This window comes from Bacillus sp. B15-48, assembly GCF_016879755.1.
Taxonomy (GTDB): domain Bacteria; phylum Bacillota; class Bacilli; order Bacillales; family Cytobacillaceae; genus Mesobacillus_B.
On record NZ_WOFU01000001.1, the window covers coordinates 891,499 to 916,746 of the forward strand.

The following is a 25,248-nucleotide window of genomic DNA, read 5'->3' on the forward strand; positions in this document are numbered from 1 at the left end:
GTGATAAAAGCATTAAAACTAACTAAAAAACACCACTTTAACACATTAACGCTGCACACTTTAGCTGAGCGGGGGTCTGACCCCAGAACCTTTGAGTTACTTTATTATCAATCAGGGCGGAGGACCGACCCCATAGCTCTGGATTAAGTGAGGTCAAAGATGATAAAATGTATTTATAAATAAAGGAGCGTGAAAACAATGGCTAAGGATTCGTTTCAAGTGAATTTACCGAAAGAATTTTTACCGCTAATTAATGCCTTAGATGGTTCGAGTATTGATTCTAAAGTAAAAGTATCTTTGGCTATTGGATTATTTGTAGAGAAGCAGATCACTCTTGCAAGAGCTGCACAACTTGCTGGGAAGTCATTAGGGGAATTCATTGATATACTACGAGCAAAACAAATCCCATGGGTGGAATACACAGAAGAACATTTGAAAGATGATAAACGAGCGATCGAGCAATTATTAGGTGAAGAAAAAAATGACTAAAGTAATTTCTAATTCTACACCAATTATTGGTCTATCTATTTTAGGTAAGCTTCATTTTTTATCAGAGTTGTTTGATGAGGTATATATTCCTCATGCTGTTTATCAGGAAGTTGTTCATAGTGATTCACCTAGAAAATATGGTAGAGATGAACTTTCAAAGCTGATTAGTGATGGAACTTTCCAGTTATATCATGTTCAGAACGAGGCACTAGTAAAGAAATTATATGGAAAGCTTCATGAAGGTGAACTAGAAGTGATTGTTGCTGCAAAGGAACTAGATTTATCATTTGTTGTTATAGATGAACATGCAGCAAGAGCATTAGCAAAGACCTTTCTTCTTCAGCCAATCGGAACCATTGGTGTATTGATACTTGCGAAGAAAAAGGGAAAGATTGAGGAAGTAAAACCATATTTAGATGCATTAATTAGTCATGGTTTTCATATCTCAAAGAATCTTTATCAGCAGGCCTTAGTTCGTGCAGGAGAACAATAGAAAGATCGAGATGGAAAAATATTTACGGAAGCATTCATTATGGGTGCTTTTTTCTATTTACAAAGAATCTTACCTTTTACAACAAGAGAGGAAAATAGCGTTTTAGTTTGTTAGTGATACGGTCAATTCGCTGGCCGAATGGGGCATTCTGTCAAGATTCTTCAGGCTATGGGACCCCATAATTAAGAGGGATCCAATCAAAGCCAATCATCATAAACAAAAAAACATCACTTTAACACATTAACGCTGCACACTTTAGCTGAGCAGGGGTCTGACCCCAAAATTCCCAACTGAGAAAAAACCACCATCGTTTGGAAACGTTGCCCTGGTAAAAGAAGTTAAGAAAAAGGAAAATTGGAAAAGGGAAGATCGAAAAAACCAAAGAAAATTAGGTAATTATTAAAAAAGGAAAAAAAAGGGAACAAGGTCAGATTAAGACCCTATTCTCTTTTTTTCTTCTAGAATATCAAATTAAATAGAAAATTTTTGAATTAATTCAAATTAATTACTGATGTGCAAGGCCATTGGTCTGACCCCAAAAATCCAAAAATCATGGGATCCTATATATCCAGCACCGCCAGTTACGAGTATGTTCATTGCAATATCAAATCAATTCTCATAATACGTGCTTTTTTATACTTAAATTGATAATTTCTACTAAATATATATCTTGTATAAACCTTATCCTTATCTTCAATTAAATCAAATCATCTATTTTATAGATAATAAGGCAAATGCAGTAGTTGGCCCCTGCGCCCATGGATAATTACCATATGTCTGTGGATACATACTTACACCTCTACACTCCGCTGAGCAATTCTGCACTACACCATTTGTTGTACTTTTATATAATGCACCTAATGCTAAATTAGTATTTTTAAAATATGAATCAGGCAAAATTTTCAACATGACCCCTCTTCTAATTGCGTAGCTTATCATCGAGGTTGAAGACGTATCTATATATCCTTCCTTTGCCGTAATCTGCCAAGTGAAATTTCCATCTTGACGTTGATATTTAACAACTTGTTGGACTATGTTCTTAAATGCATTGCATAAATACTCGTATTTTTCATGTGATTTAGGTATATACTCAAGGCTATCAACTAAGCCAATTAATTGCCAACCTATCGCTCGCCCCCAACCTATAATACCCAATTTTGTACCACTCTGTAAGTTGTATCCATGGTACGGAAGTCCGGATTCTTTATCCATACCATAATTAACAAAATTGGTTAGTTGATCTATAGCTAAGTTTATTGATGAATCATCATTAAATGCATTGCCGTACCTACATAGAAAAGGGCAAACCATCCCTAAGCTATCTACCAAAACATGATTAGGATTACCAATTCTATATGGTATACTACCTACCTCTGTTTTCTGATGTGACTTTAAGTAGTTAATAAGAAGTTCAATAGGTTTTAAATACTTTTTATGCCCTGTTTTATTATAAAGGTAAACTAAGGAGTAACCATTAATTGCATAGTCTGAATTTTTAAGCGGTATTCCTTTTTTTATCCAATTGTCATAATATTTTTTTAAGCTACGCAAATCTTCCCTATTCCCGTCTACACGATGACCCCATTCCAATGAAGTAGCTAATAATCCATTAGGCCAAAAAAAGGAATCTTTAGTAACTAGGTTTTTCCTTTTTAATAAAGACATAGCAGATAATTTAATATATGCTTTTAAGTTTCTATTAGGATAATTATTTAGTTGCTCCCGTGTGACTTTTCGCAGTTGATTTAAAGTTACTAAATCCATTGATTCCTTATACATTTTTAAATACCTCTCCCTAACTTTAGTTAACGAAGATTATCTCCCTTTGGTTTTAAAAAATGATTTAATTTCTGTTATCTCTTCTTTTTCCAAACTGAATAACCCAATAAATATAAAAACGATCATAATTATCGCACCAGCAATTACTTTATACATAAGATCAAATCCGGACATGTAGAATGCTATTCCTGCCAAACCTAATAGAATCGGTATTTGATAAAGTATTCTCTTACTTATATGTTTTTTTGTTACATGTTTATTTGTAGCAAATAAGTATCCTATCATTAATATTACATCTGTTATTACCATTAATATTGCAGCTGCAACTGCTCCATATATTGGAACAAACAATGCATTTGAACCAATATTAATAACTGCAACCTTAGATTGAATTTTAATTCTTTTTCTCACTAGATTATCCGTCGTTAAAATCGCTCCTATTGACACTACCAAAAAACGAAAAGGTACTGCAAACATCATTATCGTTAATAAAGTACTAACAAAGATTTCATGACTTCCATAAATAATGTAGACAATTTCATCAGAGAAAAGTAATACTAGAGCCGCTGCAAAAAAACCTATTAGTATCATTAGTTTATTTAATAAGCGGTAAAATCTAAAATATTTATCCCGATCATGTTTACTCCATTTAAAGAAAAGAGGGTATAAAACCTGATTGAAAAGCACACCAGCAAAAAAGTAAATTAATTCGGCTATTTTAAAAGCAACGGTATAATAACCTACCTCTATAGGGTTTCGAGAAGCAGACAATATCATGGCATCAGAGCGATGATACATTTGGTACATTGAATTGGCTGTCCCAAACTCTAAAGAATTTGTTATAAGTTTTTTATACTCCCCCTTCTCTTTAAAAGGATTTAGATTATTGAACAGGTTGATTTTATTACCTTCAACTATAAACATAATTATACTGATTAGTAATGATAGAAATTGCGGCCAAAATACTATGGTAAATAGATTTGCTTTTAACACCATACAAACAAGAGTTGCTATCCATTGTATGGAGGTTATAATAAGATTCCATATTGCAATACGAGTATACTCTCGGTTAATCTGCAATAGTGTGGTAATAATCTTTGAAAAAGCAATACGAAAAAAAGCAATACTTAATATATAAGCAATAATCTTTATAGTAAATTCGTACTGAAATATGCTTAACCAACTTATTAAAAATATAAGCGTGATTATTGTATAAAGCAAACTCGTATACAAAGAAGACTTTATTAAACTATTAAGTCTTATATTTGAGCTAGCCGATATTTTTAGTACTGATTGTTGCAATCCGAAATCGGGTAAAAAAGTTAAGAAGGAAGTTACTGCTATGGCTGAAGCATATAATCCGTAATCTTCTGGCCCTAAATATCGAACTAATAATAAGCTGATTAATGGACCTATTACCCTTGTAAAATATTGTGCACCTAATAATACAATTGGTCCGAATGCTTTTGACTTTCTTATACTCATTTATTTATGGTCCTTTTCATCCTATTCTATAATCTTATATTTAATTAAAGTATCTACTTAATAAGATCTAAATCTTTTATACTTTTTTAATGTTTAAAGCCTTCCCTGATAATCTAATGTTTTTTCTCTATTCTTCTAATTCTAAAAGCTGAAAGAGTATGTGAATAATCTATATCAAATATTTTACAATTACATTGAATATTTTCTGTGCTCTTGATTCTAGTTGAGATGTCTTTAACAACATTTTAATTCTTAGTTCATAGAAAATGACTTTCATTCTCTATTAAATACTATAAATGGAGTATCTAATAATACAGAAATTACAGCCCAATGAAAAGAGTCTATACAGAAGACACTTAAGGAAATAATATAATCAATACACTTACTTGCTACCAATAAGTAACGAATCATGAATGATCATGAATGGTGTATATAACATAGCAAAGCATCTACCTCAATATTTTGGACACAAATATATTAAATTTTTGTTGTTCATCGTAGCTTATTTCAATTTATATAATGGAGACAGACATCGAGCCTCTGTGGACGTGGGGATTTGTGAAAGACAAAAGGTTAGTAATAACAACTTTCGCAAGGTGAAAACCTACCACGCCTTCCTCTACAAATAAAGCCATGCTTCGAATTGTAATTGATGCAATTATGCCATATGATAATGAGTTAAATCTTCATTTTCTTGGGGATCGCCAACCCGCTTTTAGTTAATCGTTGTTGTAGAAAATCTTTTTTGATGATATTTTCTCTTTTTTCAACCTTTGATTTGACGGTAGTGCGATTTTTTCCACTATAATAGACCTAATTCCAATGGTAATATGGCACCTTTTTTCAATTGACTCAAATTAAACAACTTCTTTCTTAGATTTCTAACATATCTATGCGAAAATAAGTTACTACTTTACATTTAAGGCATTTTCTAAGTAATCCAAAGCCTTTTTCCTCTCTTTTTCTAATATTGGAACTGTATGTGAGTAATCCGCTTGGAAAATTTGATTATTCGATTTAATATCTTCCGCTTTTCTAGACTCCAATTTAAAAGTTTTTAACAGCGTCTCGATTCTCGAATTCATGGAGGGAGAGTTTCCTTCTCTGTTAAATACTATAAACGGAGTATCTACCAATATAGAAAATACTGCACCATGAAAAGAATCTGTGCAAAACACACTTGCGGAATTAATGTAATCAATGAATTCACTTGGACCTGACAAGTAATGTTTTCTATCTTTTATTTGTGCAAGATGAACAATTTCTAATTCATTTTTCTCAGCAATGCTACTTAATTTTTTCAATCTTTCTTTTGGTATATCTCCTAAAAAATATGTTAATAGATACTTATTTTCCGGTTTATGTTTGGATTCTTTAGAAATAGATAACCATTTTTCTTTTGTCAACATCATAGTTGGATCTAATACAACAGGTGCATCTCTGCCTGTTAGCTCTTTAATGATATTGGCCCCTGCCTCTTCACGTACAGATAAATGAGCCATTTCTGATAACCATTGTCGGTAGCTATTAACAAACTCTGCAGGAATTTTTGATATCCCAAAACTCGGTGCATATGCAATTCTTCTTTCAGGTGGTGAAAAAGTCAAAAATTCAATACTCGATCCTTTTCTATAGTTAGGATTCCAGACTTGGTCACTGCCTGTAACAAAATATGCATAGTTATCTAAAATATCATTCGGAATATTAGCTTCAGATATACTGTAATCTGTTTCCGAAATATACATTGAAGAAAAACTCTTAAATAATTGAGTTCTTTCCTGCCTTAATCTATTGTTATATAAGTAGTTTTCTACTTTTGTAAACCCTATTTTAATTAATCCTGTTACACCTTTATCTTTTATTAATTCAATCTTATTTTTTTTGTCGGTACTTAAGCTTTTTGTGTTGTTTATAATTGTTTCTACTTCAAATCCAAAACTTTTAATTGTTTCCTGTAATGCGTAATTTTGAAGCCTATTCCCATAATTAAAATATCCATTTAATGTTATAATTCCAACTTTATTCATCTAATCCTCCATATTTAAAAGCTCTTAAACTATCTAATAAATATAATATTACATTCTAAATTTGATTATCTTGTCAAATTAGTAATTGCTTTATAAATGAGTATTAGATAAGGAGCTTTCATTAATAAAAAGTTATAAATTGAATCAATTTCATAAATGCCTTTTTTTAAAAAAACAAACCAACAGAATTATTAGTTACCCAAATTTTTAAATTTACATCTGCTGAATTAGATGTTGATTTAGAGTTGCTAATACCACAGTTACTAATTTAGGCAACTTGTTTTTGATTTAATAAGGTATCGATGCGATTTGCAGCTAACCTTGATGTATTATAAACTAACGTTACTAAATCAAAGTGAACTTTTGCGCGTTTCCCTGTACGATAAGGAACATTGTTTAGTTGAAAGTACAATTTGAGATATGCGTTCACTCTTTCTACAGCTGTGCGGCTTTTAAAGATTGTTTTCCAAGCCCTCGAACCTCTTGCAGGTGCAGTATATCTCCTTAGATCTGTAGTGATTTTTACTTTATAAATCTTTTGACATATCCCTTCGTTAGCTAAAGGGCAGTCTTTGCATTCCTTTGGCCTTGTGTATTTGAGTGTTTCGTATTTTGGATCGAAACTATCATAGCGATACGAATGCTCTCGGAAACAAGTGGGAGCGAAATGTTTATCGAACCCTTCGGGCTCAGGTTCATTACGTTTGTTATAGGCAATAACGGACTGTTGGCCCATACGGTGAATTTGTTCATAAATCGGTTCGTAATCATAGCCTGCATCCATCGTTCCATATTTTATAGTAAGGGGGAGTTTTTCAATCCCTTTCAATAATGGAATGGCTGCTTTACCATCATTTAGGTTGCCTGAACTCATGATGGATTGAAGGATATACTGACTTTTTGTACCAACCGCAAGATGAGCTTTAAAACCATACCAGAATTCATTTTTTCCTTCGCTGTTTTTCTTAACACCCCATTCTGGATTTTGGGGAATTTCGGTACGAAGTTGTTCCAAAGAAACGTCCAACTGCTCTTCAATTTTCTTTTCAAAAAGAGGGAGATTGGCTTCAAGTTCTGCTTGTTCAACTAGCCATTGTTCTCTTTCCTCTTTTGTTTTACGCCCACGTTTTTTTGGCTCAGTTTTTGGTTTTTCCTCTTTAGGGGGAGCTTGATCTTTGGCTTCAAAGTGTGTGGCATCAATGGATACAGTATCATCCGTAATAAAACCTTCTGTAATAGCTTGATGTAGAATCGTTTCATTAGCTTCTTCAAGAGCAGTTGATTCACTAATGATCGTAATCATCCTTGAATAGGCTGATTACGAGGGAATACTATCAGAAACCAAAAAACCGCAATCTAAACGGAAAATCATATCATTTTTTAATCGCTTAACAAGGTCCTTGATAAATGGAATCCGTTCCGTTAATCGAGCAACAAGCGAGTAAATCATAGCCGTATAGTTCAGTTTGACTGGTCTACCAAAACGAGACTTCTTCGTTACCACAGCGAAGATTGGCTCAATGTCAATGGCTGAAAAAATAGCTTCAAACCGATGGGTAGGTTCTAAATCGTATAATTCTTGTAGGTCAAACAGGCTTCCTTGTCGTATAATAGGCATAGGGAGTCTTCTTCCAGTCTTATTAGTTTGTGTGGTGCTTACTAAATTCGACATTTTGGGGAGGTACTCCTTTTTTTAGTGCTTAAAAGCCTTGAGCCCGTTGGGCTCATAATTATGAAATTGTTTCAATTTAATGCTAAAAAGAATTTCCAGAGTCAGTTTTTTTCACTTGCTTTTTTTTGCTTGATTTAACCAAAACCATTGCAGATAAACTAATAGAGCATGCAAAAAAGTACCACAACAAAAAATTATAATCCGTCAAACCATTACCAGTCAACCCATATAAAAGGAAAAATGACTGTGAGAAAAAGGAGAACTGTATTCCTGATTTCCACTTTTGTAATGATTCATTTTCCATACTAAAGGATCTTAACATTTGAAATGTTTTATAATACATATACAAAACTGGAAGCATAAAAAATAAAAAACCAAACAACCCAAATTCAGCGAGTAACTGTAAGTATATGTTGTGTGGGTGAGATCCTCTATCTGTATTTATTAACCCAAGTGAATTATTAAAGAACTCATTCCATCCAATACCCATGATTGGATTTTCTTTAAACAATTCCCACGAACGAGCAAATAATACACTTCTACCACTACTAATGTCTTCTCCTTCAACAAGTCCAACAAGAGATTCTTCTAATTCATTGACAAACCCAACAATTGCTGAATCCTCTTGAAAATTAATCGAATTATACAATAGTATTACAAGAAAAATTACTGAAAATATAGTTATTGTTAATTTTGATATTCCTTTAACCATTTTTTTATTATTTAATGAAAATAGTGCAGTTATTAATAATGCCACTACCATAAAAATCAAATGTGCCCTCTTTGCAGTAAGTAATAATGCTATAAATAGAATTATTAGGCATAAAAAATAATATAGCTTAGTTGAAAACTTTACTTTCCAATTCGAAAAAATAAATACTCCAATTGCACTTAATACATACCCTGCAAGATGTGCTGTTTGATTAGTAAACCCAGTATATCCACCTCGTCTCATCAAAGTCAGAATTTCATTTTGTTCATCTGGGTTAAATAGTGGTAAAATATTACTAGTGTAGATACTTGTAAATGAATATTGGAAAATTGAACTTATAGCATAAAAAAATCCCATCAAACTAATAATCTTTAATGGATATTTATAATAATTAATATCTACTTTTACAAGAAGTAAGAAGCATATACCTAAAAGGTAAACAAAAACAGCATAAACAGTTCCTACTCTAATTATATTATTAAAGGCAATATTAATAATGAAGAACATTAGAAAAAAGAACCACATTATATCGACTCGGGTAATTACAAGACCTCTTTTGCTAAATACAAGTGTACTAAATAAAAGAATTACAATTGAAGTCAATAATAACAGGTAGCTTATTTGAAAAGGAATAAAAGACTTAAGTATCACGAAAGAAAAAGTAAACACCAAGATTCCTATCATTGTGAAATTAATTTTAACCTTATCTTCTAAATAAGTATACTTCTGATTTGATAAATCATTTGTCATATCCATAACTGCGCGCTCCTGTAATTTGGTAATAAAATAAGACATATATACTTTCTTTTATATTATTTTCAAACTCAATGTAATTCAAATATTTGATTAACTAAACTGGCTCTAGTTTAATTCAGAAGAAAAGACTCCATTCATTTATCAAGAGTTACTTTAATTTCATTATGAATTCCAATTATCTCAATTACCTTTGACGATCGTTTTCTCATACTCTTTTACTCTAAATTGATATGATGTTAAATTTTTATTTTAGACTAATTAATTAAAATATCTTTTATTTTATTTTTAATTAAAACTGAATTTATCTAAAAAGAAATGTGCGTGGAAGAACTAGAGAAACCTTAAAAAAGTTTTTATAGGAATTTGAATAGTTTATGTCAAGATTTCAGTGTATAGGGGTATTATTCATCTATAATTTATTATTAATTTAAATCTGACATTAGAAACATATTCTTTTGTTCTTAAGTTTTTAATATATCTTACATTTAACTTTTAAGATTTTATACCATTAGAGATTTAAACCCAATTTCAATGTGCCTTATTTAAATATATAGTTGACACTTTTAGCTGAAGTCATTGCCCAAGCAGGAAAAAGTGATGTAAATAAAATCTTTTTAGAAAAAATTTGTTAAGGGTTAATATCTCAATATTTCCACATTGTAAGTTCTCCTTCAACCATTTTAAGTCTTAATCTTTTTTATTAATATTTTTTAAGACCTTTCCTTAATAAAATTAAAGAATAATATAATAAATATAATCTGAACTTCAAAAATATAAACCCTACTTTTTGAAAGGTTCCACTTTTTGCAAAATAATGTTTAATACTAGTATTTTTTATAGCAGAAATATATGGTTCTGAATTACAAAGCTTTTTAATATCATTCACTTTTTTTAATATTGGTTTATCATTGAGCTTATGACAATGTAGTTGATTACAAATTGCAGATATATTAAGTAGTGTCCTATAGTAATATGCAGTATAAAATCTTTGGTTTTTATGAGTTACTTTTAGGCATTTTTCTAATTCTACCATACCATTACCATAATCGGTTTCAGCATTTTTTCTATAACGATAGGTTGCTGATTCACTATGCTTTCTATAATGATATAAAAACTCATTTACATAAATGACCTTCTGGGCTTCCTCTAATGCCCAAAAAGCAAACAAGCCATCTTCAGAAAGTTCAAGTTCAGTATTAAATTTAAAGTTTTTTTCTTTAAGAAATTGTGTTCTATATAATTTACAAACAGCAACACCTACCATACTATATGGCGGACTGAATTTTGATACCGTTTTATAAAGTAGCTGAATCTGTAATTCCTCTCTGTCTTTCTTGTCAAGATACGCAAATTCTTCATCCCAAAAAGGGTTTTCTACTTCTTTTTTAGTGAAGTTAACTTTAAGAGCAAAAAGCAGTAGATCTAAATCTTCTTGTAAAATTATATTCTTTAATTTTTCACAAGCATCCAATTCAATCCAGTCATCAGCGTCAACAAAAGTAATCCAGTCTCCAGTTGCTACATCTATACCTTTATTACGCGCTGAAGAAACACCTTGATTTTCTTGATGAAGCACTTTCACCCTATTATCATGCAATGCATACTCGTCACATACAACTCCTCCATTATCTGGAGTCCCGTCATCAATTAAAATAATTTCTATGTCTTTGAATGTTTGATTAACTAAACTTTCGATACATTGTCTCAAATAAATTTCTTTTACTTTGTATACAGGTACAATAATGCTTATTAAAGGCATTGATTTCCTCCAGTTAAGTGAACATTAAGAATTAATTAATTCCTCATAAGTCTTTTTTAAGCACTTTGCGATAGCCTCTTCACTAAATAATTCATATGCTCTATCTGCTATTTTCTTATTGTCATAGGATTCCATTTCAGCATACATTTGCTTTAAAGCTCTTGCTAAATCCTCTACATTTTCTTGTTCGAACAAAATGCCATTAGATTCATCTATATATATATCTATTGGACCGTTTTTAATTCCAATTATAGGTTTACCACATGCCATGGCCTCAATAAATGGTACTCCAAAGGTTTCTAGGACACTAGCTGACACTAAAGCATTACTTCGTTTAATCAATTTTGCTGTTTCTTTACGGGATAAAAAACCAGTAAGTTGGATTTGATTATTCATATCTAAATCTTTAATTTGACGTTTCAATTTATTGTATAATAAGCCATCCCCAACGATTGTAAGTTGCGCTTCTTTATTTCCTTTAAAAGCCAAAGTGAAAGCTTCAATAACATGATTAAATCTTTTCACTTCCATTAACCTTCCTACTGATACAAAATTGAATTTATTTAGACCTTCCATGTCTGGTTTTTCATAATAGAACTCAGAAGATACCATATTTGGTATTACCATTATATTTCTGTTTGTATTAGTTAAATCTACTACACTTTTTTTAAGTTGTTCCCCAACACAAATGAATTCTGCTGATTCTTCTACTATTTGTTTTAACAGGGTTATACGAAACGGTTCTAAATTTTTTATTTGCACTTTTGTCCAGTGTTCTGTAACTACAATAGGTCTTTTCAAGTCTTTTAACAATTCCCATATTTCTTCGGATAAAGTTAATAATGGAAAATGGACATGAATAATATCCGGAACCCCTTTTATAGTGATAATTTTATCTAGTATTTTCTTGTAGCATTTCTTCTTAATATTAGAAAATATTTTTTGTGGTAGTCCTTTTATTGGAAGATGGTAACCATAAACTTTGACACTATTTGATACAATATTATAATAGCCAAATTTCTGTAAGCTTTTAATTGACCTTGTATCACAAAATGCATAAACTGCTTCACATCCATAATTGTTTAAGGCTTTAGCTTGTTCGAACTCAAAGATACCCATCATACCAGTGGTTTCACTTGGGTAAGCTCTTCCTATAACTAATGCATACATATATATTCACCAACTTAAACTAAATTTTTATAATAGCCAAATAACTCATCTACCATTAATGGTATGTCATATTTAGGTCTCCATCCAAAATCACTGTAAAACGCCTCACTATTAATCAAATTATTAAAGTCACTCAGCCCATCCTTTAATTCTATTTGCAATCCAGGGAGTAAATAGCGCTCAGCAATGTCATTAACCGTTTCAGCTATTTCCAAAACAGATTTAAAATGATAATTACCTAAATTATATGTTTGCCTCCAATTCTCTGAATCCTGATTCATCATTAAAATTAAAGCAGAGACAGCATCTTTTACATCTAAATATGAAACTTTTTGACCAGTGCCATCGATAGTTACTTTTCCTCCTTTTATTGCTAACTTTACAAATTTATTTGTCATTCTCGACTCTAAATCAAATCCTGTTAGACTTGCTAATCTAATATTCGAGAAGTTGACTTTGCTATTTTTGCTGATTAAGGTAACAATTTTTTCAGAAGAATATTTTGCTAATCCGTACAGCGACTCAGGAGCTACAGTAGTTTGCTCATCTGGAGTTGACTTGTTTTTTTGACTATATACACTCTGTGAAGAAATATTAATGATATTCATAATCCCTGTTTTAATTGCATTATTTACCAGACGCTCTGTAAAGTCCAATCCAGCAGCTAATTGCTCAGGATCTGAATTTCGAGGGAATGCACAGTTAATTAAAACGTCAATATTTTGATCATCATCTACTCTATTTGTCCAGTCATTTATATTTAAAACAGTTAAATCGGTATTTTGTCTAAAAGCTTCTCTTAATTCTTTTGGTTTTGAGGTCAAAGCGATGGTTGGATATCTAACTTCTAACAATTGACTAATTAATTCTTTACCCAAAAAACCGCTTGCACCGCTAACTAAGACAGTTTTATTACTCAAACTAATACATCCTCCTCAAGTTGTTCAACATTTGATTAGCTGAACCACAACTAGTAGACTAGCTATGTTGTCAAAAATTATTAACTGGAAAATATGTTTGATACTTTATATTTCAGACCTCGAATCTGTATGCAGGAAAGAAATCTATCTCTTTATCAATATTATTCATTTTACATAACTGCTTGTATATACTCTCATTCCATATTTTTTTTCCAATATGAAATCCAAAATCAGTATTCTTACCAAAACGCTTCTTAAATTGATAGAGTGTGTCCTCTGGATCGTTGGATCTTCCTCCACCATGATGTATTAGCTTATAGCCATTTTCTTTACCCCATTCAGTTACAGCATATCTCAAAATATAAGCAGGTGATAAAGATAGATATTCATTTAAAGTACCCGATAAATGAATATGTATATAATTTTCGTACACGAAATAAAAACCCATTGCTATAGTTTTATCTTCATATATCGCTTCAACTAGCAATAAGTTATCTGGAAAATATTCAAGACACTTATTAAAGTAGGTGTCATCAAAATAATAAAACTCTGATGCATTATTTCTATCCATGGTTGAATAATAAATTTGTTTGAACTTCCCTATATCATTTGGTTTTTCAGTAATTTTATAGCTCACACCATCTCTTAAAGCATTTCTAACTTTTTTTCTACATGATTTTGAAAATTCCTCAACGAATGGCTGCTCAAAGTTTGCTAAATCTGTTCCGACTGTATTTCTGATATGGCTGACGGTATAATATTCGTTAAAGTCTCTTGCATTATCTAAAATAGGGTGGAACCTAACAAACTCACTTACAATGTTATTGGCATAACAATAATTTTGAAACTCATCAACAAAACTATTGATTAAATTGTCTCGTTTTTTATCTTCACAGTTTATTATAACTGGGCCACCATAACCATACGGTGTAATCAAATCATAATAAGTTTCTTCATTGATTTTTGTAGGAATTTCTCTTTTAATAAACATGTGTTGTATATTGCCGTATTCATTTTCAAATTTAAATACTTCACTCTTCCCTTTTTCGATATCTTCACAAAGCCTTCCATAATTAGGGTTGAAATATATATCTACCATTATTGCATATTCTCCTAATTCTCTAATTATTTACTATTAACAATTCATACGCGCTATTCTTTTACGATAAAATATCCGACTTTTTCCAGGTAACTAGTTACCGTTTTCACTACTTCCGTATTGTTATAATACCATTCTAAATAAAGCGTGTTTTCTGGAATGTTATATTTATCTTTATCAATAAGGACACCAGGTTTTTCGGATATAAATTTCGTTTTTACATTGATTATATCTTTATTTGTATCATAATCCTCAATAGTATCACTTTTTCCATAAGCAAGTATTTCTAAAGAAACCTTTCTTAAATCAAGCTCTGTACTTTTGTAAATGAGTCTCCACATGTGACACCCGTCGAAACGAGGAGTAAATTCAATTAGCTTTGGTTCATTATCCTCAAGTTTTATCTGAAAATATATATGCCCATTTTCAAACCCCATTTTTCCATTCACTTTTTCAACTAAAGAATTAATCCTATTTTCTATCTTTTTATTTATAATTCTTGAAGGAATGATATGCTCTTTTATTATTCCTCCTGGGTATTCTGAATAAGATATTCTGTCAGAAACAATAGAAAATTTCAATTCTCCATTGTACATAAATGAGTTCACTGATATTTCTGGTCCATTTATATACTCTTCGATTATTAACTCCTTTACTTTTGAATGTTTTATACTTTCGTTAAATACGTTTATAATATCTTGATAGCTGTTTACTTTATAAACTCCACGTTGTCCAGATCCATCGACTGGTTTTAAGGCTGATGGATACTTATCCCAATTCTCGAAATCGTTAATGTTTCGACCAATTGCAAACTTAACGTTGCCTTCCATTTCACCTAACGTTTGTCTCCAGCGGCCTTTGTTTTCTAATTTCATTAGACTACTAACACTGCAGAAATTAGGTAAATTTAAACTTTCTGAAACCTTAGTTATAGTGGGTATTGCAGATTCTAATGCCATTGAATAAATAAAGTCAACCTCTTTTTCAAGTGCATACTTTTTAACAGCTTCTACATCTTGTATATCAATCCTTCGAAAATCATCCACTAATTTGAAACCAGGCCCTTTATTGTCACGGGCACATGCATAAACCTTCATATGCATTTCCTTTGCAATATTAATTAAATCCACTTGCGAATGTCCAATACCCAAAATTAATATTTTTCTTTCCAATAGACTAACTCCTTATTGATATATTTTTTACTTTAAAACTAATATTGATATTTCATCTAACCTTTTTATATTCTCGATATTTGTCAAAATCCACCAATTCCTTCGGCCTAATCGTCGAGGTACCTTCTGTTTTTAAAACTTTAATAATAGTAATTATTAGTATTTTAACATCTAGTTTAAAGGACAAATTTCCAACGTAATTCAAATCGTAATCGAACCTTTCCTCCCATTGCAAATAACTTCTGCCGTTTACTTGTGCTAATCCAGTTATTCCTGGTAACACATTGTGTCTATTTATTTCCCTTTCTGAATAGTAGGGTAAATACCTTACAAGTAATGGCCTCGGACCTATAAAACTCATATCCCCTTTTAAAATATTAAATAATTGAGGCAATTCATCAATACTTAACTTTCTTATAATCTTACCTACTCTAGTTAATCTCTCTCTATCTCTAAGTTTTTTGCCATTTTTATCGCAAGACTCTATTTTCATGGTTCTTAACTTATATATTGTTATTTCCTTACAATTCTTACCTATTCTTGTTTGTTTAAAAAACGCAGGTCCTTTAGAATCTAACTTAATTAAAATACAACATATGACAGTTAAAGGTATTGAAATTACCAAAAAAGTAAAAGCAAATGTGAAGTCTAAATATCTTTTAATATAGTTTTTATAAATACTATTTTTCCGAGGTCTAATATATATTTCTTTTTCACCTTTCTTATTTTCCATTTTATACATTTCTCCCCCATAATGACTTAATGATATCGCAGACTCTTTGAAGTTCAGAGTCTGTCATTTTCGTATCTGAAGGTAAGCAGATACCATCTTCAAATAACTTCTCTGCAACGTATGTGCCTACAAAGTCATACTTTTCAAAGTACGGTTGTATGTGCATCGGTTTCCACACTGGTCTTGATTCAATATTTTCTTCTTCTAGTGCATCCATCAAATTGAGTGGTCTAATCTTTCCACTTAATGTCATAGTGGTCAACCAAAAGTTAGGCTCATTCCACTCATTATTTGGCATAAATTTAACACCATCCAGATGCGATAATTCTCTTCTATAAAACTCAAATATATGCTTCTTTTTCTCTACTCTCTTATCCAAAACCTTAAGCTGTCCTCTGCCAATCCCAGCAACCACATTGCTCATTCGATAATTAAACCCTAATTCGCTATGTTGATAATGCCTTGCTTGATCTCGGGATTGTGTGGCCCAAAATCTTGCCTTAGCAATTCTCTCTTCATTATTAGAAACAAGCATGCCCCCCCCGGAAGTTGTGATAATCTTGTTTCCATTAAAAGAGAAGATACCATAGTCACCGAAAGTTCCAGTATGCTTACCTTTATAGTAAGTACCCAAAGACTCAGCAGCATCTTCTATAACCGCTACATTATGTTTCTTACAAATCTTCATAATTTTGTCCATATCTGCTGACAAACCATATAGATGAACGACCAGTACTGCCTTTACTTCGGGATACTTTTCAAAAGCTTCTTCTAATGCTTTTGGGCTCATATTCCAAGTTTCATAATCACTATCGATAAATACAGGAATAGCATTTTGATAGATGATTGGATTTGCAGTAGCAGAGAAAGTTAGTGTTGGACAGAATACAATATCCCCTTCTCCGACTCCTGCTGCTTTAAGAGCTAGATGAATAGCAGCTGTTCCTGAAGACAGTGCTGCAGCAGCTTTAGAACCAACCTTCTCAGCAAGTTCTCTTTCAAATCCATTTACGTTTTCACCAAGGGGCGCAATCCAGTTTGTATCAAAAGCTTCCTGTAAATATTGCATTTCATAACCTTCATCACTCATATGTGGTGAAGAGAGGAATATTCTTTCTTTCACTTTTGTCGACTCCATCTTCTAGACTTCCTTCCCTTGTTAAGTTATTATTTTAGTAGATTAGGACTTAATTAGAATCTGTTATTCTTCAATTCTAACCAACTTCTAAACCACTAAATCTTATCTATATCTGATACCCACCTCGTAATATCTATTCAATCACCAACATTCAATCACGTAATTCTTTCATTTTTACACTAATCTTAACCGTGTTTCTTCCTATTAAACTACCATTCAAACAACTCTTAAAAACAACCAAAAACACTCGAAACCCTTATACTCCAAGGCTTTCAGCATCTTATCTGATTACGATAGTCAGTTCCAAATCCACATTCAATCCTAACCACTTCTCTCGATTCATTTAGCTTAAGAAATCAATATTTTTATCAAAGCCCAAATCACTAAAAAATCCAACAACAAAAATATAAATCAAAAGGGCCGAAGGCCCACCCCTTCAACTAAGAATAGCCATACTTCTCAAATAACAACTATCCAAATTCATAGAATGGGACTCCATTATCTCCCTTATCAGGATCCTCAATTTCATCATCAGTGTTAGAATAATTACTACAATTTACTGCCCCATCCACATAACCATAAATCCCACCTGCTGGGCAATGCTCATTTCCATAGTCCAGCAAATACTCTTCGAATTCTATTATTGAATGTACCTTACCCTCTAAATCTAAATTTAATTGATACATTCTTTCAATTTCTAACCGATTCACTTCACAAAAATCCGCCTTAGATTTCTCAATCAACCGAAGAACAGACGGTACTGCAATAGCTGATAATATACTTATGATGACGACGACCGCCAGCACTTCTACTAACGTAAACCCTTTGTTACTAAATTTCACACCTTTCATAACCATTCACCATTCATGCAAATTTTACTCCCATGAATAGGTTTTCGTTTCAAATCAAACGGTGTTCACCCTAGTAGCCAACCAGACCCTTCAATCCTTTACATACACCCAGATCAATTTCCTTAGAAGCCAGTCAGCTGGTTATGAAAAATTAATAAGCCTCGTGAGAGGCTTTAAGTCCGTTAGCAGAAAAGCTAATTTGATGCTCCCCATCAAATCAGCTACTATCTAACCAACTGTCTAACTAATTTCTCAGATTCCACTTGTTTAGGTCCTCGTCGACAAACTCCATGGATAAAAATCCCCTCATCATATTGAACCAATGGCGCTCTTAGTTCACAAATTTACACGCCCACCTTGTTCTTACTTAACTTCTTTACCGTCGCTTCTAAGTATTCTACTAGTTCATCCTTAATCTCTTCATTCTGAAGCGCAAACTCCACCGTCGTCTTCACAAACCCAAACTTCTCCCCAACATCATAACGCGTGCCTTCAAAATCATAAGCAAACACACGTTGAATTTGGTTCAATTTGTTGATTGCATCCGTCAACTGAATCTCCCCACCAGCACCAGTCTCATGCTGGTCTAAATACATAAAGATTTCTGGAGTAAGGATATATCTACCCATAATCGCTAAGTTAGATGGAGCCGTTCCCGGAGCAGGCTTCTCAACAAAGTTTTCTACTTGGTATCTGCGACCATCTCGAACAGTAGAAGGTTCAACAATCCCATAGCGATGCGTTTCATTATCACCAACAGTCTGAACCCCGATGACCGAAGCATGAGTCTCTTCATATTGATCAATCAATTGTTTTAAACATGGTGTCTCACTCTGAACAATATCATCACCTAAAAGCACAGCAAATGGCTCATCCCCAATAAAATTACGCGCACACCAAACCGCATGTCCAAGCCCTTTCGGCTCCTTCTGGCGAATATAATGAATATCCGCTAAATCCGAAGCATAGCGAACCCGCGCAAGCAGATCATCTTTTCCCTTTTCCGCTAAGTTCCGCTCAAGTTCAGGCGCAAAATCAAAATGATCTTCTATCGCGCGCTTCCCTTTCCCGGTAACAATAATAATATCTTCAATCCCCGCAGCAACCGCTTCTTCCACAATATATTGAATCGTCGGCTTATCAACAATCGGCAACATTTCTTTCGGCATCGCCTTTGTCACAGGTAAAAATCTCGTTCCCAAACCTGCCGCAGGAATAATCGCCTTCCGTACCTTCTTCACACAAAACTCCTCCTAATAAGAAACTATAAACCGCAAGGTTTATCAATCAACTACATAAATTTAAAACCCGAAAGGGTTTCTTCAAATATTCTAATATCATAAAGAACCGTGAGGTTCTCTAACAACAGCCAAAAATACGCCCAAGAACCAACCCACCCTCAAACAACCTATTTAATTAACCAACCTCTCCCCCACCAAAAACCGAAGGCTTGGCCTTCGATTCGCCAAATTAACCACAAACTCCCTAACATCCTCCGTCGCCATCTCCTCAAAATGCTCAAGCAAATAACGAACTTCCTCATCCTGCTCATGCAAAGCCTTCCCGATAAAAATCTTCGGAAACACCGGCTCAGGATGAATCTCCTTCTCATTCAATAACTCCTCAAACATCTTCTCCCCAGGACGAAGTCCTGAAAAAGAAATCCCAATATCCTCCACCCGATAACCCGAAAGGGTGATTAAGTTCTTCGCCAAATCAACAATCTTCACCGGCTCACCCATATCCAACACAAAAATCTCACCGCCACGCCCAAGCGACCCTGCTTGAATCACAAGCCGTGACGCTTCCGGAATCGTCATGAAATACCTTGTCATATCCGGATGTGTAACCGTCACTGGTCCACCAGCCTGAATTTGCTTTTTAAACAACGGAATCACACTCCCGCGACTCCCAAGCACATTCCCAAACCGAACAGCAACAAATTTCGTTTTGCTATGCTCCGCCAATCCCTGAATGACCATCTCCGCAATCCGCTTCGTCGAACCCATTACATTCGGTGGGTTAACAGCCTTATCAGAGGAAATCAACACAAACGTGCCCACACCGAAAGTGTCACACGCTTCAGCGACATTCTTCGTCCCAAACACATTATTCTTCACCGCTTCCCGCGGATTGTATTCCATCAACGGCACATGCTTATGCGCAGCCGCATGATACACGACGTCCGGTCGGTGCTGCTCCATTACTTCAAATATCCGCGTTCGGTCTTGAATATCGCCAATCACCGGAACAATTTCAATTGCATCACGATAAAGATTCCTTAACTCCATATCAATCCCATAAATACTGTTCTCCCCATGACCGACAAGGACGATTTTCTTAGGCTGAAACTTACAAATCTGCCGGCATATTTCTGAGCCGATCGAACCGCCAGCACCGGTAACGAGCACCGTTTTCTTTGAGACATACTCGGAGATCCCATCAATATCCAGCTTGACTGGCTGACGACCCAGCAAGTCCTCGACTTCCACATCGCGGAAGTTGCTTACTTCTACATTGCCTAGCATCACTTCTTCAATATTTGGCATAATTTGTGGCTTTACGTTCGTTTTTGCACATTCTTCGTAAATCCGCTTTATTTCTTTTTTGCTAATCGACGGAATCGCAATGACGATTTTATCAATCTTGTGCTTTTCAACTGCATCAACAATTCCCTTTGATGTCCCTAAAACAGGAATGCCCAGAATTTGCAGTTTGAATTTCCGGAAGTCATCATCAATAAAACCAACTGGCTTTAAGCCAAGTTCAGGGTTGTTAAACAATTGCCTAGCAACAAGGGTTCCGCCTTGGCCGGCACCAATGATTAGCACCCGCTTCATTTCTGCATTTTTCTTCATAAAGCGATCGCGATACACGCGCCACGCAAACCTTGAACCACCAATTAAAATCACATGTAGCGTCCATGTTGTAAACAACGCTCGTCCATAAATCGGCATCCCGACGAGCAGCTGGAACAGAATCGTTCCAATGATTGACAATGTCACCGCATTGACAATCGACAAAATTTCCCCGACACTCGCATACTCCCACGCCTTATTATAAAGCTTGAAAAGGCTCGCAAATACATGATGCAAAAGTAGCAATACCGCGATACTCGAAGATAAATGAATATAGCTGAACGATTCAATGGATGGATGTAAGATAGTAAAACTAAAATAAATAGCAGTAAGCACAATCAATGAATCGAGCAGCACGAGAAATAATATGCGGTTCCGATAACTCATTTCTTTCCTCCCTCTTATTCAATCCAATTTCCAGTAAGAAACAAAAAAGATAAATCCTTAACGAAAACCCACATCTGATCTTGTTTGATATGCGCTTTCATTAAGCATTTATCCCGTAAAGATTTAATAAATCTGGGCATCAAACCCAACCTCACACCATGCTCTTGACGACAGCCGCGTCTAAGGAGTGCACATATACGCATCCCACAGCATGGTCGAGTGCCTCCATCGATAACGGACAGGAGACATCGCCGCAAAGGAATCAACCCTTTGTTCGCCTATTTGAAGTTTATAAGTTTTATAACTACGAAAATCGTAAAACCATCTTCAAATAGAACCAACAACTCTAAGAAAACACAGTTTGTCTATCCGAATATCTATTCTAAAAGATTCCTAAAAACTTTTTCCTTTTTACAGGTTGTGGAACTTCTTTATAAACCGTTGCTCCTTCGACAAGTAATTCGGCATTTTCACGGAGCAGATAAACAACATCGATGCCCAATTGCTTCTCGATCTGATCATACGCTTGACCCATATGGAAGCTGCGGCTTGTGACATTATGAGCATCAGAGGCAAGGAAGTGGACGAGATTTGCTTCAATCAATTGCTCTGAGAATCTCTTAATCTTCTTACCAAACTTGCCGCACACACTTCCCGCAGTCAATTGAGCCAAGGCACCCTTATCAACAAGGGTTAACAACCGCTCCGGGCGTTCAACAATTTCCGCATTGCGCTCAGGATGAACAATCACTGGCACAAGCCCTTTTAATTGCAAATCAAACAGCATTTTCTCCGCATAGCGCGGCACATGGCTTGAAGGGAATTCAACGAACACATACTGTGTTTCATTTAATGGAACTAGTTTGTTATTTTCATAATCAGCAAGCAACTCTCCGTTGATCGCCGGCTCTTGTCCAACCAAAACGGTTAACGGAATGTTCGCAACCTGCAAGCTTTTATTCAATTCGGCCACTTTAGCAACAATGATTTCTCGCGGATTTTCATAGCGGCCGTTTTTATGATGCGGTGTCGCGATAATCGTTGTGATTCCTTCGGCCACAGCTTCTCTCGCCATCGCAAGACTATCTTCCAACTTCTGTGCGCCATCATCAATTCCAGCTAAAATATGACAATGGATGTCGATCATCGCAATCCCTCATTTTCCTTAATTGTAAAATTTTGGTCATCAGAACTAATCATAACACCCGTATTTATCACCGTCAAAAGGAAATTTTGTCTAAACCTGCAGAACCTCAATCTTTTCTCCTAGAGAAGGCGTCAAAAATTCGGATCTAGACGAATAGACACGGGTCAATTTCCCTAGATTAAGCGCAGGATAAATAAGATTTTTCTTATTTACCGTAATAATAATACTGTGCAGTATGTTCAATTTTCTTCCCGTTTAAAATCGCCCCGAGCATTTTCCCTTTTGCATTCGTCAGCAATTCCTTCGCTTTCGCGACATGTTCGACCTCGGCCTTGCCGCTATAAACGACGAGAATTGTGCCGTCACATTTATTCGCCAACAACTGGGCATCTGTCACTACCAGCACTGGTGGTGTATCAAAAATGACTAAGTCAAATGACTCTTTTACCTCTGCTAAAAAAGCATCCATCGCTTTTGAACCAATTAATTCAGCCGGATTCGGCGGAATCGGTCCGCTCGGCAATACGAAGAGATTATTAACCTTCGTTGTGTTCACCGCTTCATTAAGCTTTACTTGTTTCGAAAGCACGGTCGTTAACCCAAATGTGTTCGTTAAATTAAACGTATAGTGAACCGTTGGTTTCCGCATATCAGCATCGACTAAAAGCACGCGCTTGTCTTGTTGGGCAAACACGACGGCTAAGTTGGCTGCCGTTGTCGACTTTCCTTCTCCAGGACCTGAAGACGTCACCATAATCGATCTGATTTCCTGATCAATCGCTGAAAATTGAATATTTGTGCGGATCGTCCGATATTGTTCGGAAATCGGCGACTTCGAATCTGTCATCGTGACAAGCTTCCGGCGCGTTTCTTTTAAGATTTTTTTCTTAGGAGCCAACCGTCTCACCTCTCGCTTTTGAACTTCTTTCGTTACGGGCTTTCATTGCGTCTGCCTTTGAATCATCAATTATCGAGACAACTCCAAGAACAGGCAGTTCTAATACTCTTTCAAGATCTTGCTCCGTTTTCACTGTGTTATCTAAATATTCAAGTAAGAAGACAAGTCCGACACCTATCATTAATCCGACGACAAGGGCAATCGCAATGTTTAACATCGGCTGCGGTTTAATCGGTGATTGGCCGTCCAACACGACTGCTTTCGAGAGGACGCTGACATTGTCAACATTCATTAAGTGAACAATTTCCGTTGAAAACACGCTAGCCACTGTATTAGCAATTTCTGCTGCTTGATGCGGATTTTCATCTTGGACGGAAATCGTCACAACTTGGGAATCTCGCTCGCTACCAACGGTAATCTTTTCATTTAATTGCCGCGATGTTAACGCTAATTCCAATTCACTGATGACAAGATCAAGAATCGCTGGGCTTTTAATAATGACATTATACGTATTAATTAATTGTAAATTTGCTTGGACTTGATTCGTACTGTATCCTGTTTGCTCTTCGTTTTTCTGATTGACTAGAAGCTGGGTTGATGCTTGATAAACGGGGGTTAAAAAGAAAAAGCTAACAACCCCGGAAACAATTACAGCGGTTAAAGTAATCGCTAAAATCAACATCAGACGCTTTCTAATCGTCTGGAACAATTCTTTCAAACTAATTGTCTCTTCCATCTATTTCCTCCGCCTTTATAAAAAAATACTTCAACATTATAACATAAATTCTTGTAATCATTGGCGAATCTTGTCATAATTTTAATAAACTTGCAATCTAGGTCGTACTTACTAATTAAACATCATCTTTTACTATTTTTAAAGGACTTTTATGTTTTTACATTTATTTGGAATTGGAGGAGAATTTCATTCATGAAGTATTTTTTGGTCACATTGCTCGCGATTGGGTGCACAGCAATCCTAATTTTCGGCAGCATTCATTATAAAGATAAAACATCCGTATCTGCCGAAAACGAAGCACAAACGGCAACGGGGAACGGAAACCAATCCGTAAAAACAGAAGACACCAAACAACTCGAGCGAACAGCGAACTGGCCAGCACTCGCGCAGGAACATTATGAGCAAACACTAGCGGAAGAACGGCCATTTACGATTTTACTAGCTGGTTCGCAAGTGCTTGATCGCGATGAGAACAGTCCGATCGTTATGTTAAAACAAGCATTAGAAGAAACCTACGATGAGACGATTGAAGTCGTGATTAAAACATATGAAGCAACATCAGCTCAGTTCATCGCTCAAGGGCGCAGCTCCGAACTTACTGAAGTGCAGCCGGATTTAACTTTGCTTGAGCCGTTTGCGTTAAATGATAACGGCGAAGTTCGTTCCGAGGACTCACAGCAGCATCTTGCGACGATTGCAGCGAGGTTAACGGAAGCCAATCCGAATCATGTGTTAATTATCCAGCCGCCATATCCGCTCTATCAAGCGACTTTTTACCCATTGGAAGTCGCTGCGATTAAAACCTTTGCCGAGCAGCGGAACATTCCTTATCTTGATCATTGGACCGCTTGGCCAGACGCAAGCAGCGAAGAACTGTTAACCTATGTCGAAGAAGGAAAACCGACTTTAGCAGGACAACAGCTTTGGAGCGAGTTTTTAATTGACTATTTTATTTCAAAGTAAAAAA

20 protein-coding genes and 1 pseudogene are annotated in these 25,248 nt (G+C 34.7%); 3 read left to right on the top strand and 18 right to left on the bottom strand.

Annotation, left to right across the window (positions count from 1 at the left end):
* Nucleotides 1–198: 198 nt before the first annotated feature.
* Both GNT69_RS04030 and GNT69_RS04035 read left to right on the top strand, forming a co-directional pair.
* Complete coding sequence (locus GNT69_RS04030) at nt 199–489, top strand: UPF0175 family protein (protein WP_203553650.1); 291 nt, start codon at nt 199–201, stop codon at nt 487–489.
* A complete protein-coding gene (locus tag GNT69_RS04035; RefSeq protein WP_203553651.1) occupies nt 482–982 on the top strand; it encodes a PIN domain-containing protein in 501 nt (166 codons plus the stop codon). Before GNT69_RS04030 ends, GNT69_RS04035 begins: the two co-directional genes overlap by 8 nt.
* A 711-nt stretch (nt 983–1,693) precedes the next feature.
* Here the strand turns inward: GNT69_RS04035 and GNT69_RS04040 are convergent.
* The 18 genes and pseudogenes from GNT69_RS04040 to GNT69_RS04125 all read right to left on the bottom strand — a co-directional run bounded on the left by GNT69_RS04040 (nt 1,694) and on the right by GNT69_RS04125 (nt 24,281).
* Nucleotides 1,694–2,761, bottom strand: coding sequence for a glycoside hydrolase family 88 protein (locus tag GNT69_RS04040; RefSeq protein ID WP_203553652.1), 1,068 nt, complete (start codon nt 2,759–2,761; stop codon nt 1,694–1,696).
* A 36-nt stretch (nt 2,762–2,797) separates the two neighbouring features.
* Entirely contained in the window at nt 2,798–4,246 is a 1,449-nt protein-coding gene (locus GNT69_RS04045; protein ID WP_203553653.1) for a flippase, read from the bottom strand.
* A gap of 908 nt (nt 4,247–5,154) precedes the next feature.
* Nucleotides 5,155–6,273, bottom strand: coding sequence for a polysaccharide pyruvyl transferase family protein (locus tag GNT69_RS04050; RefSeq protein ID WP_203553654.1), 1,119 nt, complete (start codon nt 6,271–6,273; stop codon nt 5,155–5,157).
* Between the two features lie 268 nt (nt 6,274–6,541).
* Nucleotides 6,542–7,891: pseudogene (locus tag GNT69_RS04055) on the bottom strand (transposase).
* Nucleotides 7,892–8,027: 136 nt separating this feature from the next.
* The gene (locus GNT69_RS04060; protein ID WP_203553655.1) at nt 8,028–9,413 is read right to left on the bottom strand and encodes an O-antigen ligase family protein; all 1,386 of its coding nucleotides are present in this window, start codon (nt 9,411–9,413) and stop codon (nt 8,028–8,030) included.
* A 700-nt stretch (nt 9,414–10,113) separates the two neighbouring features.
* On the bottom strand, nt 10,114–11,172 hold the full coding sequence (locus GNT69_RS04065; protein WP_203553656.1) for a glycosyltransferase family 2 protein: 1,059 nt from the start codon (nt 11,170–11,172) through the stop codon (nt 10,114–10,116).
* Between the two features lie 24 nt (nt 11,173–11,196).
* Nucleotides 11,197–12,342, bottom strand: a complete 1,146-nt coding sequence (locus tag GNT69_RS04070; RefSeq protein ID WP_203553657.1) for a glycosyltransferase — start codon at nt 12,340–12,342, stop codon at nt 11,197–11,199.
* Between the two features lie 14 nt (nt 12,343–12,356).
* Nucleotides 12,357–13,262 (bottom strand): NAD-dependent epimerase/dehydratase family protein, encoded by a 906-nt coding sequence (locus GNT69_RS04075; protein WP_203553658.1) that lies wholly within the window; start codon nt 13,260–13,262, stop codon nt 12,357–12,359.
* 112 nt (nt 13,263–13,374) lie between these two features.
* On the bottom strand, nt 13,375–14,361 hold the full coding sequence (locus tag GNT69_RS04080; RefSeq protein ID WP_203553659.1) for a GNAT family N-acetyltransferase: 987 nt from the start codon (nt 14,359–14,361) through the stop codon (nt 13,375–13,377).
* A gap of 53 nt (nt 14,362–14,414) precedes the next feature.
* On the bottom strand, nt 14,415–15,533 hold the full coding sequence (locus GNT69_RS04085) for an ATP-grasp domain-containing protein (protein WP_203553660.1): 1,119 nt from the start codon (nt 15,531–15,533) through the stop codon (nt 14,415–14,417).
* 52 nt (nt 15,534–15,585) lie between these two features.
* Nucleotides 15,586–16,266, bottom strand: coding sequence for a sugar transferase (locus tag GNT69_RS04090; protein WP_239094004.1), 681 nt, complete (start codon nt 16,264–16,266; stop codon nt 15,586–15,588).
* Nucleotide 16,267: 1 nt separating this feature from the next.
* Entirely contained in the window at nt 16,268–17,389 is a 1,122-nt protein-coding gene (locus tag GNT69_RS04095) for an aminotransferase class I/II-fold pyridoxal phosphate-dependent enzyme (RefSeq protein WP_203553958.1), read from the bottom strand.
* A 485-nt stretch (nt 17,390–17,874) separates the two neighbouring features.
* Nucleotides 17,875–18,255, bottom strand: a complete 381-nt coding sequence (locus GNT69_RS04100) for a type IV pilin protein (protein WP_203553661.1) — start codon at nt 18,253–18,255, stop codon at nt 17,875–17,877.
* 344 nt (nt 18,256–18,599) lie between these two features.
* Nucleotides 18,600–19,496, bottom strand: a complete 897-nt coding sequence (galU, locus tag GNT69_RS04105) for a UTP--glucose-1-phosphate uridylyltransferase GalU (RefSeq protein ID WP_203553662.1) — start codon at nt 19,494–19,496, stop codon at nt 18,600–18,602.
* A 171-nt stretch (nt 19,497–19,667) separates the two neighbouring features.
* The gene (locus GNT69_RS04110) at nt 19,668–21,500 is read right to left on the bottom strand and encodes a polysaccharide biosynthesis protein (RefSeq protein ID WP_203553663.1); all 1,833 of its coding nucleotides are present in this window, start codon (nt 21,498–21,500) and stop codon (nt 19,668–19,670) included.
* Between the two features lie 382 nt (nt 21,501–21,882).
* Nucleotides 21,883–22,647 carry a tyrosine-protein phosphatase gene (locus GNT69_RS04115; RefSeq protein ID WP_203553664.1) on the bottom strand — a complete coding sequence of 255 codons (765 nt, stop codon included), beginning with the start codon at nt 22,645–22,647 and terminating at the stop codon, nt 21,883–21,885.
* Nucleotides 22,648–22,852: 205 nt separating this feature from the next.
* On the bottom strand, nt 22,853–23,545 hold the full coding sequence (locus GNT69_RS04120) for a CpsD/CapB family tyrosine-protein kinase (protein ID WP_275411161.1): 693 nt from the start codon (nt 23,543–23,545) through the stop codon (nt 22,853–22,855).
* Nucleotides 23,535–24,281, bottom strand: coding sequence for a YveK family protein (locus GNT69_RS04125; protein WP_203553665.1), 747 nt, complete (start codon nt 24,279–24,281; stop codon nt 23,535–23,537). Before GNT69_RS04125 ends, GNT69_RS04120 begins: the two co-directional genes overlap by 11 nt.
* A 192-nt stretch (nt 24,282–24,473) precedes the next feature.
* Between GNT69_RS04125 and GNT69_RS04130 the strand changes: the two genes are divergently transcribed.
* Nucleotides 24,474–25,244 carry an SGNH/GDSL hydrolase family protein gene (locus tag GNT69_RS04130; protein WP_203553666.1) on the top strand — a complete coding sequence of 257 codons (771 nt, stop codon included), beginning with the start codon at nt 24,474–24,476 and terminating at the stop codon, nt 25,242–25,244.
* Nucleotides 25,245–25,248 lie beyond the last annotated feature (4 nt).

Bases quoted from the DNA above. Each gene is read 5' to 3' on its own strand.
- GNT69_RS04030 (WP_203553650.1), top strand. From the start codon at position 199: ATGGCTAAGGATTCGTTTCAAGTGAATTTACCGAAAGAATTTTTACCG.
- GNT69_RS04035 (WP_203553651.1), top strand. From the start codon at position 482: ATGACTAAAGTAATTTCTAATTCTACACCAATTATTGGTCTATCTATT.
- GNT69_RS04040 (WP_203553652.1), bottom strand. From the start codon at position 2,761: ATGTATAAGGAATCAATGGATTTAGTAACTTTAAATCAACTGCGAAAA.
- GNT69_RS04045 (WP_203553653.1), bottom strand. From the start codon at position 4,246: ATGAGTATAAGAAAGTCAAAAGCATTCGGACCAATTGTATTATTAGGT.
- GNT69_RS04050 (WP_203553654.1), bottom strand. From the start codon at position 6,273: ATGAATAAAGTTGGAATTATAACATTAAATGGATATTTTAATTATGGG.
- GNT69_RS04060 (WP_203553655.1), bottom strand. From the start codon at position 9,413: ATGGATATGACAAATGATTTATCAAATCAGAAGTATACTTATTTAGAA.
- GNT69_RS04065 (WP_203553656.1), bottom strand. From the start codon at position 11,172: ATGCCTTTAATAAGCATTATTGTACCTGTATACAAAGTAAAAGAAATT.
- GNT69_RS04070 (WP_203553657.1), bottom strand. From the start codon at position 12,342: ATGTATGCATTAGTTATAGGAAGAGCTTACCCAAGTGAAACCACTGGT.
- GNT69_RS04080 (WP_203553659.1), bottom strand. From the start codon at position 14,361: ATGGTAGATATATATTTCAACCCTAATTATGGAAGGCTTTGTGAAGAT.
- GNT69_RS04090 (WP_239094004.1), bottom strand. From the start codon at position 16,266: ATGGAAAATAAGAAAGGTGAAAAAGAAATATATATTAGACCTCGGAAA.
- GNT69_RS04100 (WP_203553661.1), bottom strand. From the start codon at position 18,255: ATGAAAGGTGTGAAATTTAGTAACAAAGGGTTTACGTTAGTAGAAGTG.
- GNT69_RS04110 (WP_203553663.1), bottom strand. From the start codon at position 21,500: ATGAGTTATCGGAACCGCATATTATTTCTCGTGCTGCTCGATTCATTG.
- GNT69_RS04115 (WP_203553664.1), bottom strand. From the start codon at position 22,647: ATGATCGACATCCATTGTCATATTTTAGCTGGAATTGATGATGGCGCA.
- GNT69_RS04125 (WP_203553665.1), bottom strand. From the start codon at position 24,281: ATGGAAGAGACAATTAGTTTGAAAGAATTGTTCCAGACGATTAGAAAG.
- GNT69_RS04130 (WP_203553666.1), top strand. From the start codon at position 24,474: ATGAAGTATTTTTTGGTCACATTGCTCGCGATTGGGTGCACAGCAATC.